Annotated in this window: 15 protein-coding genes and 3 tRNA genes; 7 read left to right on the forward strand and 11 right to left on the reverse strand. The window is 65.7% G+C overall.

All coding sequences use genetic code 11. The features are described 5' to 3' along the window. Positions 1 to 4 precede the first annotated feature (4 nt). Together KP010_RS03005 and mbfA are read right to left on the reverse strand one after the other, a co-directional pair. Complete coding sequence (locus KP010_RS03005; protein ID WP_142863764.1) at positions 5 to 886, reverse strand: metallophosphoesterase; 882 nt, start codon at positions 884 to 886, stop codon at positions 5 to 7. A gap of 9 nt (positions 887 to 895) precedes the next feature. Continuing rightward, positions 896 to 1,867 carry an iron exporter MbfA gene (mbfA, locus tag KP010_RS03010; RefSeq protein ID WP_142863765.1) on the reverse strand — a complete coding sequence of 324 codons (972 nt, stop codon included), beginning with the start codon at positions 1,865 to 1,867 and terminating at the stop codon, positions 896 to 898. Positions 1,868 to 2,020: 153 nt separating this feature from the next. On the opposite strand from mbfA, the gene KP010_RS03015 reads away from it, so the two are divergent. After that, positions 2,021 to 2,494, forward strand: coding sequence for an NUDIX domain-containing protein (locus KP010_RS03015; RefSeq protein WP_142863766.1), 474 nt, complete (start codon positions 2,021 to 2,023; stop codon positions 2,492 to 2,494). Here KP010_RS03015 and KP010_RS03020 read toward each other — a convergent pair. The 3 genes from KP010_RS03020 to bla are packed head-to-tail and all read right to left on the reverse strand — an operon-like array spanning position 2,485 to position 4,469. Further along, positions 2,485 to 3,021 (reverse strand): GNAT family N-acetyltransferase, encoded by a 537-nt coding sequence (locus KP010_RS03020; RefSeq protein WP_142863767.1) that lies wholly within the window; start codon positions 3,019 to 3,021, stop codon positions 2,485 to 2,487. The genes KP010_RS03015 and KP010_RS03020 overlap by 10 nt on opposite strands. After that, positions 3,022 to 3,582 (reverse strand): GNAT family N-acetyltransferase, encoded by a 561-nt coding sequence (locus KP010_RS03025; RefSeq protein WP_142863768.1) that lies wholly within the window; start codon positions 3,580 to 3,582, stop codon positions 3,022 to 3,024. It lies immediately after the preceding gene. A gap of 29 nt (positions 3,583 to 3,611) precedes the next feature. Beyond that, positions 3,612 to 4,469, reverse strand: coding sequence for a class A beta-lactamase (bla, locus tag KP010_RS03030; protein WP_108917805.1), 858 nt, complete (start codon positions 4,467 to 4,469; stop codon positions 3,612 to 3,614). 118 nt (positions 4,470 to 4,587) lie between these two features. On the opposite strand from bla, the gene KP010_RS03035 reads away from it, so the two are divergent. The 3 genes from KP010_RS03035 (at position 4,588) to KP010_RS03045 (ending at position 7,883) form a co-directional block, all read left to right on the forward strand. Further along, positions 4,588 to 5,085, forward strand: a complete 498-nt coding sequence (locus KP010_RS03035) for a GNAT family N-acetyltransferase (RefSeq protein WP_108917806.1) — start codon at positions 4,588 to 4,590, stop codon at positions 5,083 to 5,085. 25 nt (positions 5,086 to 5,110) lie between these two features. Next, positions 5,111 to 6,253 carry a cell division protein ZapE gene (gene zapE / locus KP010_RS03040; RefSeq protein ID WP_142863769.1) on the forward strand — a complete coding sequence of 381 codons (1,143 nt, stop codon included), beginning with the start codon at positions 5,111 to 5,113 and terminating at the stop codon, positions 6,251 to 6,253. Positions 6,254 to 6,386: 133 nt separating this feature from the next. Further along, positions 6,387 to 7,883 carry an outer membrane beta-barrel protein gene (locus tag KP010_RS03045; protein WP_142863770.1) on the forward strand — a complete coding sequence of 499 codons (1,497 nt, stop codon included), beginning with the start codon at positions 6,387 to 6,389 and terminating at the stop codon, positions 7,881 to 7,883. A gap of 34 nt (positions 7,884 to 7,917) precedes the next feature. Here the strand turns inward: KP010_RS03045 and KP010_RS03050 are convergent. From KP010_RS03050 to KP010_RS03075, 6 genes are all read right to left on the reverse strand, one after another. Further along, positions 7,918 to 7,994: transfer RNA gene (locus KP010_RS03050), tRNA-Arg, on the reverse strand. A 101-nt stretch (positions 7,995 to 8,095) separates the two neighbouring features. Beyond that, a tRNA-Arg gene (locus KP010_RS03055) sits at positions 8,096 to 8,172 on the reverse strand. Between the two features lie 10 nt (positions 8,173 to 8,182). Further along, on the reverse strand, positions 8,183 to 8,494 hold the full coding sequence (locus KP010_RS03060) for an ETC complex I subunit (RefSeq protein WP_108917825.1): 312 nt from the start codon (positions 8,492 to 8,494) through the stop codon (positions 8,183 to 8,185). Positions 8,495 to 8,569: 75 nt separating this feature from the next. Further along, a tRNA-Pro gene (locus tag KP010_RS03065) sits at positions 8,570 to 8,646 on the reverse strand. A gap of 93 nt (positions 8,647 to 8,739) precedes the next feature. Then, entirely contained in the window at positions 8,740 to 9,120 is a 381-nt protein-coding gene (locus tag KP010_RS03070) for a DUF192 domain-containing protein (protein ID WP_343219805.1), read from the reverse strand. A 250-nt stretch (positions 9,121 to 9,370) separates the two neighbouring features. Next, on the reverse strand, positions 9,371 to 9,958 hold the full coding sequence (locus KP010_RS03075) for a cold-shock protein (protein WP_108917809.1): 588 nt from the start codon (positions 9,956 to 9,958) through the stop codon (positions 9,371 to 9,373). 560 nt (positions 9,959 to 10,518) lie between these two features. Here KP010_RS03075 and KP010_RS03080 point away from each other — a divergent pair. The 3 genes from KP010_RS03080 (at position 10,519) to KP010_RS03090 (ending at position 13,559) form a co-directional block, all read left to right on the forward strand. Beyond that, the gene (locus tag KP010_RS03080; RefSeq protein WP_108917810.1) at positions 10,519 to 11,958 is read left to right on the forward strand and encodes an aspartate aminotransferase family protein; all 1,440 of its coding nucleotides are present in this window, start codon (positions 10,519 to 10,521) and stop codon (positions 11,956 to 11,958) included. A gap of 150 nt (positions 11,959 to 12,108) precedes the next feature. Then, entirely contained in the window at positions 12,109 to 12,579 is a 471-nt protein-coding gene (locus tag KP010_RS03085) for a hypothetical protein (RefSeq protein ID WP_142863771.1), read from the forward strand. Between the two features lie 77 nt (positions 12,580 to 12,656). Beyond that, on the forward strand, positions 12,657 to 13,559 hold the full coding sequence (locus KP010_RS03090) for a metallophosphoesterase (RefSeq protein WP_246659938.1): 903 nt from the start codon (positions 12,657 to 12,659) through the stop codon (positions 13,557 to 13,559). Positions 13,560 to 13,563 lie beyond the last annotated feature (4 nt).

The raw sequence follows: 13,563 nt of genomic DNA on the forward strand, positions 1-13,563 counted from the left end.
CTCTTCAAAGCGCGAGCGCGGCCAAATCCCCGATCGTCTCGCCGTTTTCCAGCATCCCGCGCGAGCGGGCGGAGATGACGATTTTGTCGCCCTCACGCTCGATCGAATAGAGATTATAGGCCGCGCGGTGACTATGCCCGCCGGCCTTGGCCGAGGCGGAGGCCGCGCCGACGACCGGCGTCTCGCCATGCGCGCCCGGCAGGCGATGCAGGCTGATCTTGTGATTATGTCCGTGCAGCACCAGCTCGGCGCCATGGCGCGCGATAATCGCCTCCAGCTCGGCGGCGTCGTCGAGGCCGCGCAACGCCTTGGCGCCGCCACGATGCGGCGGATGATGCAGCAGCACGACCCGAACGAGTCCTTCGGCCTTGGTCTTGTCGAGCAGAGCCGCCAATTTCTCGCGCTGCTCCGCGCCGAGCCGGCCCGAGGCGACGAAAGGCGCCGTCGGAATCGCGGAATCGAGCCCGATGATCGCCACTCCGCCGCGCCGCCGCAGATAGGGGAAGCCCGCGCCTTCCTCCGAAGTGGTCCAGGGCGCGAAAGTCTCGGCGACGCGCGGGACCGCAGAGGGCACATAGGCGTCGTGATTGCCGGGGGTGAAGCTCACAGTCTCGGGACTGCCGAGGTTGGAGAGCCAGAGCCGCGCCGCCGCGATCTCGGCATCGAGGCCGATATTGACGATATCGCCGGTCATCACGACATGATCGGGCTTTTGCGCCGCCATGTCTTCGACGAGCCGGCCGAGCAGACCCATATCATGCGCCTGCGCCCGCTTATTGATCCAATTGGCGTAGCCGGTGAGCCTCTTGCCCGCGAGCTCGCGCAGGCTCGGCCGCGGGATCGGGCCGATATGGGCGTCAGAGAGATGAGCGAGCAGAAATCCCATGGGCAGTCCTCACGCGCCGCCGATCAATATGCCGGCGGCGAGCACGATGGCGCCGCCGAGCACGATCTGAAACACCGCCTGCAGGAACGGCGTATCCATGTAACGCGCGCGAATGAAGGCGATCGCCCATAGCTCGACGAAGACGACCGCGCCGGCGATCGTCGTCGCTATGGCGAAGCTGTCGGGGATCGCATCCGGCACGAGATAGGGAAGCGTATGGCCGAGGCCGCCGAGCGTCGTCATCAGTCCGCAGACGCCGCCGCGCAGAAGCGGGGAGCCGCGACCGGTCAGCGAGCCGTCGTCCGAGAGCGCCTCGGCGAAGCCCATGCTGATGCCGGCGCCGAGGGAGGCGGCGAGGCCGACGAGGAAGGTCTCCCAGTTATTGTGCGTGGCGAAGGCGGCCGCGAAGAGCGGCGCCAGAGTCGAGACCGAGCCGTCCATGAGCCCGGCGAGGCCGGGCTGCACATATTGCAGGATGAAGAAGCGCCTATAGGCGAGATCCTCCTCCTTTTTCGCGCCGGGCGTGAGGATCTGCGCGCCGAGACGCATGGCGAGCGTCTCGTGGCCCTGCTCCGCGGCGGCGAGATCGCCGAGCAGCTTGCGCACGCCGACGTCGGTCGCCCGCGCCGCAGCCCGCTGATAGAAGAGCGCGCTCTCATATTCCATGACTTCCGCTTCCTTGCGGATCGTCTCCAGCGAGAGATTGCGCGTCAGCCAGATCGGCCGGCGGCGCAGAAAGCCCTTCACATCCTCGCGGCGTATGGGCGGCAGATTGGGGCCGAAACGCTTCTGATAGAGGCTGAGCAGCGCATGGCGATGGGCGCCCTCCTGCTCGGCCATCTCCTCGAAGACCTTGGCGGATGAGGGATAGCGCTCGGAGAGGTCTTCCGCAAAGCTCTGATAAATGCGGCCGTCTTCCTCTTCCGAGGCGATGGCGACGGCGAGTATCTCGCGTTCCGTGAGATCACAGAAGGATTTCAATCTTGCGCTCCTTGCGCATGGCGGAGCGACGGCGCTAGTTAGCTCTCGGCGTGCTCGGTCGCGCCGGCGACGAATTAGAGCGGTTCTAGAGTGTCGAACCATGGAACGCCAGACATTTGAATCGGCGGGGTCTCCTTCGCGGGCGCGGCGCCGATGAGCGAGCCCGGCTGGCGGACCTTGTTGACGACGCGTCTCGTGGTGCTCGCCGCCACGGTCATCCGACCGATGACGCTCGGCGTGCGCGGCCTCGTAGTGGACGCCGAGCGGCGCGTGCTGCTGGTGCGGCACACCTATATCTCGGGCTATTATCTGCCGGGCGGCGGCGTCGAGCCGGGCGAGACGCTCGAGCAGGCGCTGGCCCGCGAATTGGCGGAAGAAGGCAATATAGAGCTGGAGGAGCCGGCCGAACTGCGCGGCGTCTATCTCAACCGCCGCATCTCCAAGCGCGACCATGTGGCCTTTTTCGTCGCGCGGGCCTTTCGGCAGAGCGCGCCGCGCGGCCCCGACCATGAGATCGCCGAGGCGGGATTCTTTCCCTTGGACGCGCTTCCCGAGAGCGCGACGCCGGCCACGCGCGCCCGCATAGCGGAGGTATTCGGCGGCGCGCCGGTCTCTCCCTATTGGTGAGCGGCAAGACCCGCCACATCCCGCCAGCCATAGGCGATCTGCGGAACGCCGCGCCAGGAGAGTTCGCGCCCGAAGCGGCGCCCGCCCAGCGCCTCATAGAAGCGTCGGGCGGGAAGATTGTCGCGCAGCACGACGAGACTCGCCCATTTGCAGCCGCTCGCGCGCATCTCCCGCGCCATCTGCCGCATCATCCGGCGGCCGAGGCCGCGCCGTTGCACGGCGCGGCGTAGGTAGACGGCGCAAATCTGGCCGCCGCGGCCGAGCCGTCCGCCGAGAACGAACTCATGCGCGCGCCAATGCGTGAAGCCGACAGCCGCTCCGTCCACATCGAAAGCCAGAGCGACGCGCGATCCGCTCGACTGAAAAGCCCCACGCCAATGGTCGAGCCGCTCCTCGAGCGTGAGCGCGGCGAAGGTCTCGGCCGGCAGCAGCCCCTCATAGGTCTCGCGCCAGCAGGCGAGATTGAGCGCCGCGAGCGTCGGCGCATCCTCGGCCGTCGCGGCGCGAATGGAAAATTCGCTCGGCATTCACCAGGGCTTCGCCGGCGGCGGATCGATCAGCAGCCGAAGATCGCGCCAGCCATAGGCGACCTCCGGCACGCCGCGCCAATCGCCTTCGACGCCGATCTTGCGGCCGCCGAGCTTCTCGTAGAATTTCCGGGCCGTGAAATTATGCCGCAGCACCCAGAGGCTCCCCCATTCGATCCCGCGCTCGCGCAGCGCCTGCGCCATCACGCGCATGAGGCCGCGCCCGGCGCCGAGCCGCTGAGCTTCCTTCAACAGATAAATCGCCTGAAACTCGCCGGCATAGCCGCGCTCGCCCAGAATGCCGCTCTGCTGCGCGCCGCAGGCGGAAAAGCCTATGGCGCTCCCCTCCCGCAGCGCCAGAAACACGTTCGGCGGCGGCTGTTGCGGCCCCGCTCCGTCCAAGGTCTCACGCCATTGCGCGAGGCGGGTCTCCAGCGTGTATTCGGCGAGAATTTCCGCCGGCGCCAGAGACGTATAGGTCTCGCTCCAGCAGGAGACATGGAGGGCGGCGATCGTCTGCGCATCCGCCAGCGTCGCCGGTCTGATCTCGATCGCTGTCATGCGCGATTTTCGAGCAAGACTCGGGCCGGTCAGAAAGTCTCGGCGATCGATTTCGCGACGTCGTGATGCACGGCGTCGCGCTCCTCTTTCGATCCGCCCGCCTCGGCGAGATAGACCGCGACGAAGAGCGGCGCGCGGCGCGGCGGGCGGAAAATAGCGATCGTATTGGCTGCGCCGTTTTCGCCGCTGCCGGTCTTGTCGCCGACGCCCCAATCCGGCGGAAGGCCGGCGCGCAGCCTCTTCGCGCCGGTCTTATTGCCGATCATCCAGTCTTCGAGGAGGAGCCGCGACGTTTCCGACAAGGCTCTGCCCATGATCAGCTCGCGAAGGTCGCGCGCCATCGCCATTGGCGTCGTCGTGTCGCGCGGATCGCCGGGAATGGCGCTGTTGAGCGTCGGCTCGTCGCGATCGAGGCGCGTCGCCTCATCGCCGAGCGAGCGCGCCGTTTCGGTCACGGCCTGCGGCCCGCCGAGCGCGCCCAGAATGAGATTGGCGGCGGTGTTGTCGCTGAGCTGCATCGCCGCCGCGCAGAGATCGCGGAGGCTCATCGCTCCGTCCGCGACGTGGGCCCTCGTCGCCGGCGCATAATCCAAGAGATCGGCTTGGCCATAGGCGATTTTGCGCTCGAGCGACAGCGCGCCAGCGTCGATGCGCTTCAGCACGGCCGCGACCGCGAGCGCTTTGAAGGTCGAGCACATCGGGAATCGTTCATCTGCGCGGTGGGCGAAACGTCGCCCGTCGCCGGAGAGAACCGCGACGCCGAGCCGCCCGCCGGCGCGTCGCTCGATCGCTTCGACGCGTGCGGAAAGTTCGGCCGCATCCGCGGCGCGGGCGAAGGGCGTCGCCCCGGACGCGGCGAGACAGAGGAGAAATCGGCGGCGATTCATGCGATCGAGCTCCAGAAATGATTCATCGCTCGACCTTGGCGGAACTTCGAGGAAGCAATGCGGCCGCCCGGCTGCTCGCGGTCTTTGCCGGCCGGGCCGCGCATGTTATGCGCGAGCGATGATCGATCTCGTCATCCGCTTCTCGCCGCAGACCCCGGCCGACGCGCCCCAAATCGAAAAGCTCGAGGAGCGGGCTTTCGGTCCGGGCCGCTATGCGCGCACGGCCTATCGGCTGCGCGAGGGCGTCGAGGCGGATTTGTCGCTCTCCTTCGTCGCCCATGTCGGCACGCTGCTGGTCGGCGCCAATCGCATGACCTCCATCCTCATCGACGAGGCCCCTGCCCTGCTGCTCGGCCCGCTGACGGTCGAGCCGGCCTTCCGCTCGCAGGGGCTCGGCGAGGCGCTGGTCAAGAAATCGCTGGACGCCGCACGCGACGCGGGCCACGGCCTCGTGTTGTTGGTCGGCGATCTCGATTATTACGCCCGCCTCGGCTTCGCCCGCACGCCGCGCGGCAAGATCGTCATGCCCGGCCCGGTCGATCCGCAGCGCCTGCTCTATTGCGAGCTGCGCGAAGGCGCCTTCGCGGCCGCCAGCGGCAGGATGCGCCGGCTGTGATCGCTTCGACTCGGCGGCGCCTTTCATGACGGCGCCGCGCCCCCTCCTCGCCCGCTATGAGGAGCTCGTCGCGAGCGGCGCGCTCGAGCGCGACCCGGCGCAGCTCGCCGGGCTCGAGCGGCTGGAGGCGCTGGCGCGCGCGCTGGCGCGCAAGCCATCGCCGCCGGCGGCGGCGGGCGGTCTCGCCGCGCGGCTGCGCGGTTGGCTCGGACGCCACGCGCCCTGCGCGGGCCCGCGCGGCGTCTATATTCATGGCCTCGTCGGGCGCGGCAAGACGACGCTGATGGACCTTTTTTTCGCCGAGCTGCCGCTCGCGGAAAAGCGCCGCGCGCATTTTCACGCCTTCATGGCGGAGGTTCACGAACGCCTCGCCGCCGCCCGCCGCAGCGCCGCGCCGGATCCGCTGGCGCATATAGCGCAGGAGATCGCGCGCGAGACGCGCGTCCTCTGCTTCGACGAATTCGCCGTGGCCGATATCGCCGACGCGACAATTCTCGCGCGTCTCTTCACCAGATTGCTGGCGGAAGGCGTCGTCGTGGTGGCGACCTCCAATGTCGAGCCGCGCCGGCTCTACGAGGGGGGCCGCAATCGCGATCTCTTTTTGCCCTTCATAGCGCTGCTCGAGGAGCGGCTCGACATAATGCGCCTCGACGCGCGCGCCGATTTCCGCCTCGAGAAGATCGCGCTCGGCGAGACCTATTTCACCCCCGCCGACGCCGGCGCCCGCTCGGCGCTGGACGATCTGTTTCTTCGGCTCACGGGCGTCGCCACAGGCGCACCGACGAAGCTGCGCGTCGCTTGCCACAATGTGATCGTTCCGCAAGCGGCCGGCCGCATCGCGCGATTTTCATTCGAGGATCTGTGCGCGCGCCCGATCGGCGCCTCCGACTATATGGCTCTCGCCGAGGCCTTCGACACGATTTTCGTCGACGACGTCCCGGCAATGAATTTCGAGCGGCGCAACGAGGCCAAGCGTTTCATCACGCTCGTCGACATTCTCTACGAGAAGAAGACGCGGCTCATTCTCTCTGCAGAGACCGAGGCGCAAGATCTCTATCATGCGCCGATGGGACATGAGGCTCAGGAATTCGCCCGCGCCATATCGCGGCTGATCGAAATGCGCTCGCGAGATTATCTCTGCGAGCCGCGAGCCGGGCGCGTGGAATAGCCGACTGGCTCGCCGCGGAGGAATCGGATAGCTCTCGCATTCGTCGCCGGGATCATCGTCGGTTCGACGACGTTTTCGATCATTCCGTTTCATTCGAATTTTTAAAAGAGGCTGACCTGTTCGAGGTCGAGACATGGCGGTCGAGACATGGCGGTCGTTGCTCGCGGCCGCCGTCGTGACGATGGCGCTCGCGATCGCCCCCGCATCGGCGGAGGACGACGATTCCCGCGCGCTTCTCGGGTGGCCGACATCGCCCGCCGCTTCGAATGCGGCGACGGCCTCGAGCGCAATTTCGAGCGAGAGCGCGGCGAAGAAAAAAAGGCCGCCGCCGTCCTGGCTCGACGCTCTGGCCGTGACGGGATTCGCCGAGGCCGGCTCCACTTTCAATTTCGACAATCCCTTCAACAAGCTCAATTGGGGCCATCTGTTCACCGATCGCGCCGATCAGCCGCAATTCAACGCCGGCGTGATCGCCATGCAGCGCCTGCCCGATCCGAAGGCGACCAAGGACTTCGACTTCGGCTTCAAGATTCAGGCGATGGTCGGCTCCGATGCGCGCTACACGCATTTTCTCGGCGAGCTCGATTATGCGATGCGCGACCGCACGCAGCTCGACATTCTCCAGGCCTTCGCAACGCTGCATCTGCCTTGGATCACCGACAGAGGCTTCGATGTGAAGATCGGCCAATTCGTCACGCTCGAGGGCGCGGAACTCGTCGACAGCATTTTCTACACTCATTCCTATATTTTCAATTTCGGCATCCCGCTCAAGCAGACCGGCTTGATGATCTCATCCGATCTCGCCTCCTGGCTCTTCGTCCATGCGAGCGTCATGTCGGGCGACAGCGCCAGCCTCGGCTGGCCCGGCGACAACAACAGCGCCGCCTCTTTCCAAGCCGGCCTGCGCATAAAGGCCTTCGACGACAGACTGACCATATTGGGGACGACTCATATCGGGCCGGAAGATCCGAAGCAGCTCGATCCGCTCGGCGTCGGCTGGCCGAACATCCCTTACGAATGCGCCTGCGATCCCAATCGGGCGCTGTCCTACAGCAATGACGTAACGCTGACCTGGAAGGCGACGGATCGGCTCACACTGAGCACGGATATCAATTACGTCCACGACGATGGATGGAACGCGCTCTCGGCGACCGGACTATCCGAAGGCGTTCTGAGCAGGCTCGCCGACATTTATGGTTTCAACGCCGCGCTCATTCCGCGTCGCCCGCGCGGCGTCAACGGCTATGGCGTGGCGCAATACGCGTCCTACAAGATCGACGACGTGTTCCAGCTCAATGGCCGCGTCGAATTCTGGCGCGACCACAATAATTATTTCGTCGGCGCCTATCCGGGCTATTTCGATTATATGAACATCGACCATGGCTTCTACGCGCCCTCGGCGATCTTCCAGCCAGAGGGACGCGGAACGAGCTATTTCGCGATCACCGCCGGGCTGACGATCACGCCGGAAATTCCCAAAGGCCTGCCGATCGCCGGCCTGACCCTGCGGCCGGAACTGCGCTATGACGCATCCCTGACCGGCGCGGCGCCATTCTTCGGCGCGAGCGGCTACAGGCGCTCGACCGGCATGTTCGCCATCGATGCGATCGTGCCGTTCGCGTTGAAGTGAAGGTCGAATACGGCGGAGATTCTCGGGTGTTCGCTGGCGACCCCGGTAGGATTCGAACCTACGACCTACTGCTTCGAAGGCAGTTGCTCTATCCAGCTGAGCTACGGAGTCGACGCCTATTCTCTAGCATATTCGGCCGGCGTCGTCTCGGGCGCTTTCTCGTCGATATGGCCTCGATTGGGGAGAACCCGCAGTCGCCGGTCGTCGACCGCTGGCGACCCCGGCAGGATTCGAACCTGCGACCTACCGCTTAGAAGGCGGTTGCTCTATCCAGCTGAGCTACGGGGTCGTGACGGCCGTCAGTGCGTCCACTGGCCGACGCGCTGCGTCTTGAAATTATCCGCGTAGGAGATGATCCGGCGCGACGGCGAGCCGGGCTTGGGCTCCTCGACGCGATAGACGAGCGCTTTGCGCTCGGCATAGGCGATCGCCTCTTCCTTGGTGGCGAAACGTAGCCTGATCTGCGCCTTGGCGTCCGAGGTGCCGGTCCATCCCATCAGCGGATCGAGCTCGCGGGGCGTCTCGTTCTCATATTCGAGCACCCAGGGCTTGGCCGGTCCGGGACCAGATTGCGTCGCGCTGGGGGACGGGCGGTGAATGCGTGCGGTCATATCGGCCTCGGCAAGAGCCGGCTCGCGAGCCGGCCGGAACGAAAAATCGGCGCTGTGGCGGGGACTCCGCGCCAATGGTCGGGGCAGCAGGATTCGAACCTGCGACCTGAAGTACCCAAAACTTCCGCGCTACCAGGCTGCGCCATACCCCGTCTCGCGAATAGGCCGCGGAGCCCATTTCCGCCGAACGCCTCGCTAGCACGCGGGCGCGCCGCTCACAAGCGCGAGCGCGCGGACGGGCCGCTCTATCGCTCGAAAATCGGATGTTTGACCGTGTCGCCGACGGCGATGGAGAGGCGTTGCGCCGCGCCGGCGGCCAGCTCTATGACGGCGAGCGCCGGCCCGCCCGAGGAAATGACGCGCTCCGAATAGGGCTCCGCTCCGAGCGCCACGGAGACGACGCGGCCGAAACGCGAGACGAAGATCATATCGAGCGACAGCGGCGTGTTCTTCATCCACATGGCGACCGGCCGCTCCTCGCGGAAATCGAACAACATGCCGCCGTCTGAGGGGAGCGATGTGCGGAACATCAGGCCCCTCTCGCGCTGGTCGGGCGTGCGCGCCACTTCGACGCGCAGCCGATGCGCGCCGGTGGCGGTGACGATCTCGAGCGATTCGACGGCCATTTTGACCGCGGGCGGCGGCGGTCCCGCATCCTTCGCGCGACTCGCGACAACGGCGCCGAAGAAAAGGAAAAGAAGAGCGACGACGAGCTTCGACATGCTCCGCGACAACGCACCCGACATGTTCATCCTCGCCGCATCCTGGCCGCCGCGCATATCACGACACTGTCGAGAGCTGGCGCTCGACGGCCATTCTGCCAAATGCGATCGGGAAATACAAAACAAGCCCGGACGACTCGCGTCTCGCGCGGCTCTAATGGGAGGCCGGCAGCGCCGATTCGAGCGGCCGCACTTCGGTCGCCATCAGGCCCTTGGGGCCGTCGCCGTAGCGCACCAGCACACTATCGCCGGGCTTCAGCTCGGCCAGTCCGAAACGTCGGACGGTCTCCATATGCAGGAAGATATCGTCCGTGCCTTCGCCGCGGGTCAGGAAGCCGAAGCCTTTTACCCGGTTGAACCATTTGACGATGGCGATCTCATAGCCGCTCGACGGCGTCACCTGGACATGGGTGCGCGCGGCTCCGTTCTGCGAGGGATGAACAGCTGTCGACTCGTCCATCGCGACGACGCGGAACACCTGCATTCCCTTGACGCGCTTTTGCGCCTCGCAAACGACGCGCGCGCCTTCATAGGCGGACTGGAAGCCGGACCGACGCAGGATCGTCACATGCAAGAGAATATCCGCGCCGCCATCATCGGGAACGACAAATCCATATCCCTTCGAAACGTCGAACCATTTGATGGTTCCCGACACTTCGACGAGATCGAGCCCGGCTTCGCCGTTTTCGATATTTATCGTCGACGCGCTCAACTCATTCTGGAATGAAATTTTTGCGCCCAACAGACCAACTCCCCCTGCCGATTCGGAACGAATGCGCTCCGCTCGCCTTCGAAGACTCGAATCGCGACGCTCGCCCGTGAATCACTGTGGTTAAGATATCATCGCCACGCTTTCCTCCAACCGACTTTTTTGTCTCGCGCGCCTTCGCTGTGGATACAAAGCCCGAAAATGCTTGGCGTTCCGCGACCTCGGCGCGGGTTACGCGAAATACCGTACGAGCGCATCCAAGCTGCGATAACGGCTTTGAGAGTAGGAAAGCGACGCGACATGCGCGCTCCGCGACGCCGAATCTTCGCCATCAAAGCGGCGTCATTCGGCGCCAGAGCGACATTCGGCGCGCGAGCGCTGTCGCCTTTCGCCCAAATCGCTTTCGGCCCTCGCGGATCCATCCGGCCCGCCGGGCGCCGGACGTAGGGGCGAGAAACAATTTGCGCCTCCATATGTTGCGGTCGGCGCGAAGCCGCGACATAGTGCCCTCGCCGCCGCTGGTGGCGCGGCCGATGAGCCGCAATTCCCACGAGAAGACCGCGCGCCGCCGCAAAAACACGGACAATGAACGCATGACCTTCATGACACCACGAGACGATCGTGAGCAGACGCAGGCTGGCGGCGCCCCGAATTTCGATCTCGCCTCGCTCTATGCGGAACGCGAGAGCGAGCGTTTCGCGCTGCACGCGCAGCATCTCAACGAGATGTGGGTGCGCGTGCTGAAGACGATCGGCTACGATGTCGGATTCGTGCGCGGCGCCGGCCAATATCTCTACGATCGCAAAGGCGCGCGCTATCTCGATCTGTTGAGCGGCTGGGGCGTGTTCGCGATCGGCCGCAATCATCCGGCGCTGCGCGAGGCTTTGATGAGCGTGCTCGGCGCCGAGCTGCCCAATCTCGTGCAGCTCGACGTGTCCGTGCCCGCCGCGCTGCTCGCCGAGCGGCTGCTCTCCTTCGCGCCCTATATGGAGAAAGTCTTCTTCGCCAACTCCGGCGCGGAGGCGGTCGAGGCGGCGATCAAATTCGCGCGCGCGGCGACGGGACGCGCGGGAATTCTGCATTGCGCGCATTCCTTCCACGGCCTCACCTATGGCGCGCTGTCGCTCAATGGCGACGAGATTTTCAAGAAGGGCTTCGGCCCGTTGCTCCCCGATACGCGCGAGATTCCCTTCGACGATCTCGCCGCGCTCGAGGAGGCGCTGCGCCATCGCGACGTCGCGGCCTTCTTCGTCGAGCCGATTCAAGGCAAGGGCGTGAACATGCCGGCGCAGGACTACCTCGCGCAGGCGGCGGCGCTCTGCCGCAAATACGGAACCTTGTTCGTCGCCGACGAGATTCAGACCGGCCTCGGCCGCACCGGCAAATTCTTCGCCGTCGAGCATTATGGCGTCGAGCCCGATCTCCTGCTCGTCGCCAAAGCGCTCTCGGGCGGCCATGTGCCGGTCGGCGCGGTGCTGACGCGCAAATGGATCTTCGATAAAATGTTCGACCGCATGGATCGCGCGGTCGTGCACGGCTCCACCTTCGGCAAGAACGATCTCGCAATGGCCGCCGGCCTCGCCACTCTCGAGGTGATGGCGAGCGAGAAGCTCGTCGAGAATTCCGCCGCCAGAGGGGAACGCCTCCTCGCTTGCTTCCGCGCCATGGCCGAGCGTTACGAACTCGTCGCCGATGTGCGCGGCAAGGGCCTGATGATCGGAATCGAATTCGGCGAGCCGCGCTCGCTGAAGCTGAAAGCGGCGTGGAATCTTTTGGAGACGGTGAATTCAGGACTGTTCTGCCAGCTCATCAGCATACCGCTGTTCGAGCAGCACAAGGTGCTGACGCAAGTCGCCGGCCATGGCAATCACACGATCAAGCTGCTGCCGCCGCTCACCATAGACGATTTCGATTGCGATTGGATCGAGCGGTCCTTCGACAAGGTCATCGCCGAGGCGCATCACGCGCCGGGGGCGGTGTGGTCGCTCGGCAAGACGCTCGCCGGCCATGCGTTGAAGGCGAAGCTCGGCTGACGAAAGCTTCGGCCGACGCGCATCCAAGGTTAACGAATTGGGAACGCGCCTTGCTCCGAAGAGGCGCGCGACAGGGAGCCGCGCCGATTTGAAACGTCGGCGCAAATTTCCGCCTTGCCGCGCTCCGCTTCGAGACGAAAGGCGTCGATTATGCGTATCAGTGCGACGATTCTGCCTGTGGCCTTGCTGGCCGCATTCGCCGGCTTCTCTGCGCCGGCCTACGCCGGCGCGCGCGGACCGGTCGTCATTCGCGGGCTCGGGCCCGATGATTTCGCGCCGCGCGCGACCATGAATTTCTGGCCGCCTCACGCTTCCCGTCCGCCGCGCCACTGGCGCGACGAGGAGCCGAGCTATGGTCGCGCCACGTTCGCGCCGCGGCGCATCGATGTGGCGTCGGAGGAGATGGCGCCGTGGCCGCGGCCGCAGCGGAACCTGATGCGCTATCGCGCGTTGGAGCCCGCGCCCGTCCCCTATGTCGCGCCCGTGTATTATGCGCAGGAGCGCAATCCCTATGACCGCTCCTATCGGCCTGGAGCCTATACGGCGATCGACCCGATTCCGCAGCGGCCGGCGCAGGCCTATGGCTATTTCCTCGATGAAGGCCCCTTCCCTTCGAGGTGATCCGCGTCGCCGCGACTCGAAACGGACGCATTGATCGGCTTAGACGTCATGCGTCCATTCGGGAGAAGACCATGCCGCTGTTGACCCGCCGCGCCTTTTTGAGGGGCGCGGTCGCGAGCGCGGCTTCCGCCTTCGCGGGAGCGGCCTACGCCTTAGGTTATGGGCCGCTGCAGGCGCCGCGGGTCGCCCGCTATCGCGTCGCGCCGCGCATGTGGCCGAAGGGTTTTCCGCTCGAGATCGCCGCGCTCTCCGACCTCCACGCTTGCGACCCATGGATGTCGCTCGAGCGCATCGACGCGATCGTCGATCACATGAACGCGCTCGAGCCCGACGTCGTCGTTCTGCTCGGCGATTATGTCGCCGGACTGCATCATTTCGCGACGCCGATTCCGTCGGCGCAATGGGCGCGGGCGCTGTCTCGGCTCAGAGCGCCGCTCGGCGTCCATGCGATCCTCGGCAATCACGACATGTGGGACGATCGCACGGCGCAACGTCGCGGCGGCGGCGAGACGATCGCCCGCGCCGCGCTCGAGGACAATGGGATTCCGGTCTATGAGAATGCGGCCGTGCGTTTGGCGCATAAGGGCCGCTCGCTATGGCTCGCCGGCCTCGCCGACCAATATGCGATCACCGTCGGCCGGCGCAAATGGCGCGGGCTCGACGATCTTTCCGCGACGCTCGCCGCCGTCGCCACCGACGATCCGGTGATTTTATTGGCGCATGAGCCGGACGTGTTTCCGCGCGTGCCGGAACGCGTCGCCCTGACGCTCTGCGGCCACACCCATGGCGGACAGGTGCGGATCTTCGGCTGGGCGCCGATCGTGCCGTCGATCTACGGCAGTCGCTATGTCCACGGCCATATAGTCGAAGACGAGAGGCACCTCATCGTCTCCGGCGGATTGGGATGCACGGGACTGCCGGTGCGCTTCGGCGCGCCGCCGGAAGTCCTTCATATTCGGGTGGAAGCGCCGGCGGCGTGACGCG

It is taken from the genome of Methylosinus sp. KRF6, assembly GCF_018887255.1.
GTDB lineage: Bacteria > Pseudomonadota > Alphaproteobacteria > Rhizobiales > Beijerinckiaceae > Methylosinus > Methylosinus sporium.

Bases quoted from the DNA above. Each gene is read 5' to 3' on its own strand.
- KP010_RS03085 (WP_142863771.1), top strand. From the start codon at position 12,109: ATGCGTATCAGTGCGACGATTCTGCCTGTGGCCTTGCTGGCCGCATTC.
- KP010_RS03025 (WP_142863768.1), bottom strand. From the start codon at position 3,582: ATGACAGCGATCGAGATCAGACCGGCGACGCTGGCGGATGCGCAGACG.
- KP010_RS03035 (WP_108917806.1), top strand. From the start codon at position 4,588: ATGATCGATCTCGTCATCCGCTTCTCGCCGCAGACCCCGGCCGACGCG.
- KP010_RS03005 (WP_142863764.1), bottom strand. From the start codon at position 886: ATGGGATTTCTGCTCGCTCATCTCTCTGACGCCCATATCGGCCCGATC.
- KP010_RS03015 (WP_142863766.1), top strand. From the start codon at position 2,021: ATGAGCGAGCCCGGCTGGCGGACCTTGTTGACGACGCGTCTCGTGGTG.
- KP010_RS03070 (WP_343219805.1), bottom strand. From the start codon at position 9,120: ATGGCCGTCGAATCGCTCGAGATCGTCACCGCCACCGGCGCGCATCGG.
- bla (WP_108917805.1), bottom strand. From the start codon at position 4,469: ATGAATCGCCGCCGATTTCTCCTCTGTCTCGCCGCGTCCGGGGCGACG.
- KP010_RS03080 (WP_108917810.1), top strand. From the start codon at position 10,519: ATGACCTTCATGACACCACGAGACGATCGTGAGCAGACGCAGGCTGGC.
- KP010_RS03020 (WP_142863767.1), bottom strand. From the start codon at position 3,021: ATGCCGAGCGAATTTTCCATTCGCGCCGCGACGGCCGAGGATGCGCCG.
- zapE (WP_142863769.1), top strand. From the start codon at position 5,111: ATGACGGCGCCGCGCCCCCTCCTCGCCCGCTATGAGGAGCTCGTCGCG.
- KP010_RS03060 (WP_108917825.1), bottom strand. From the start codon at position 8,494: ATGACCGCACGCATTCACCGCCCGTCCCCCAGCGCGACGCAATCTGGT.
- KP010_RS03045 (WP_142863770.1), top strand. From the start codon at position 6,387: ATGGCGGTCGAGACATGGCGGTCGTTGCTCGCGGCCGCCGTCGTGACG.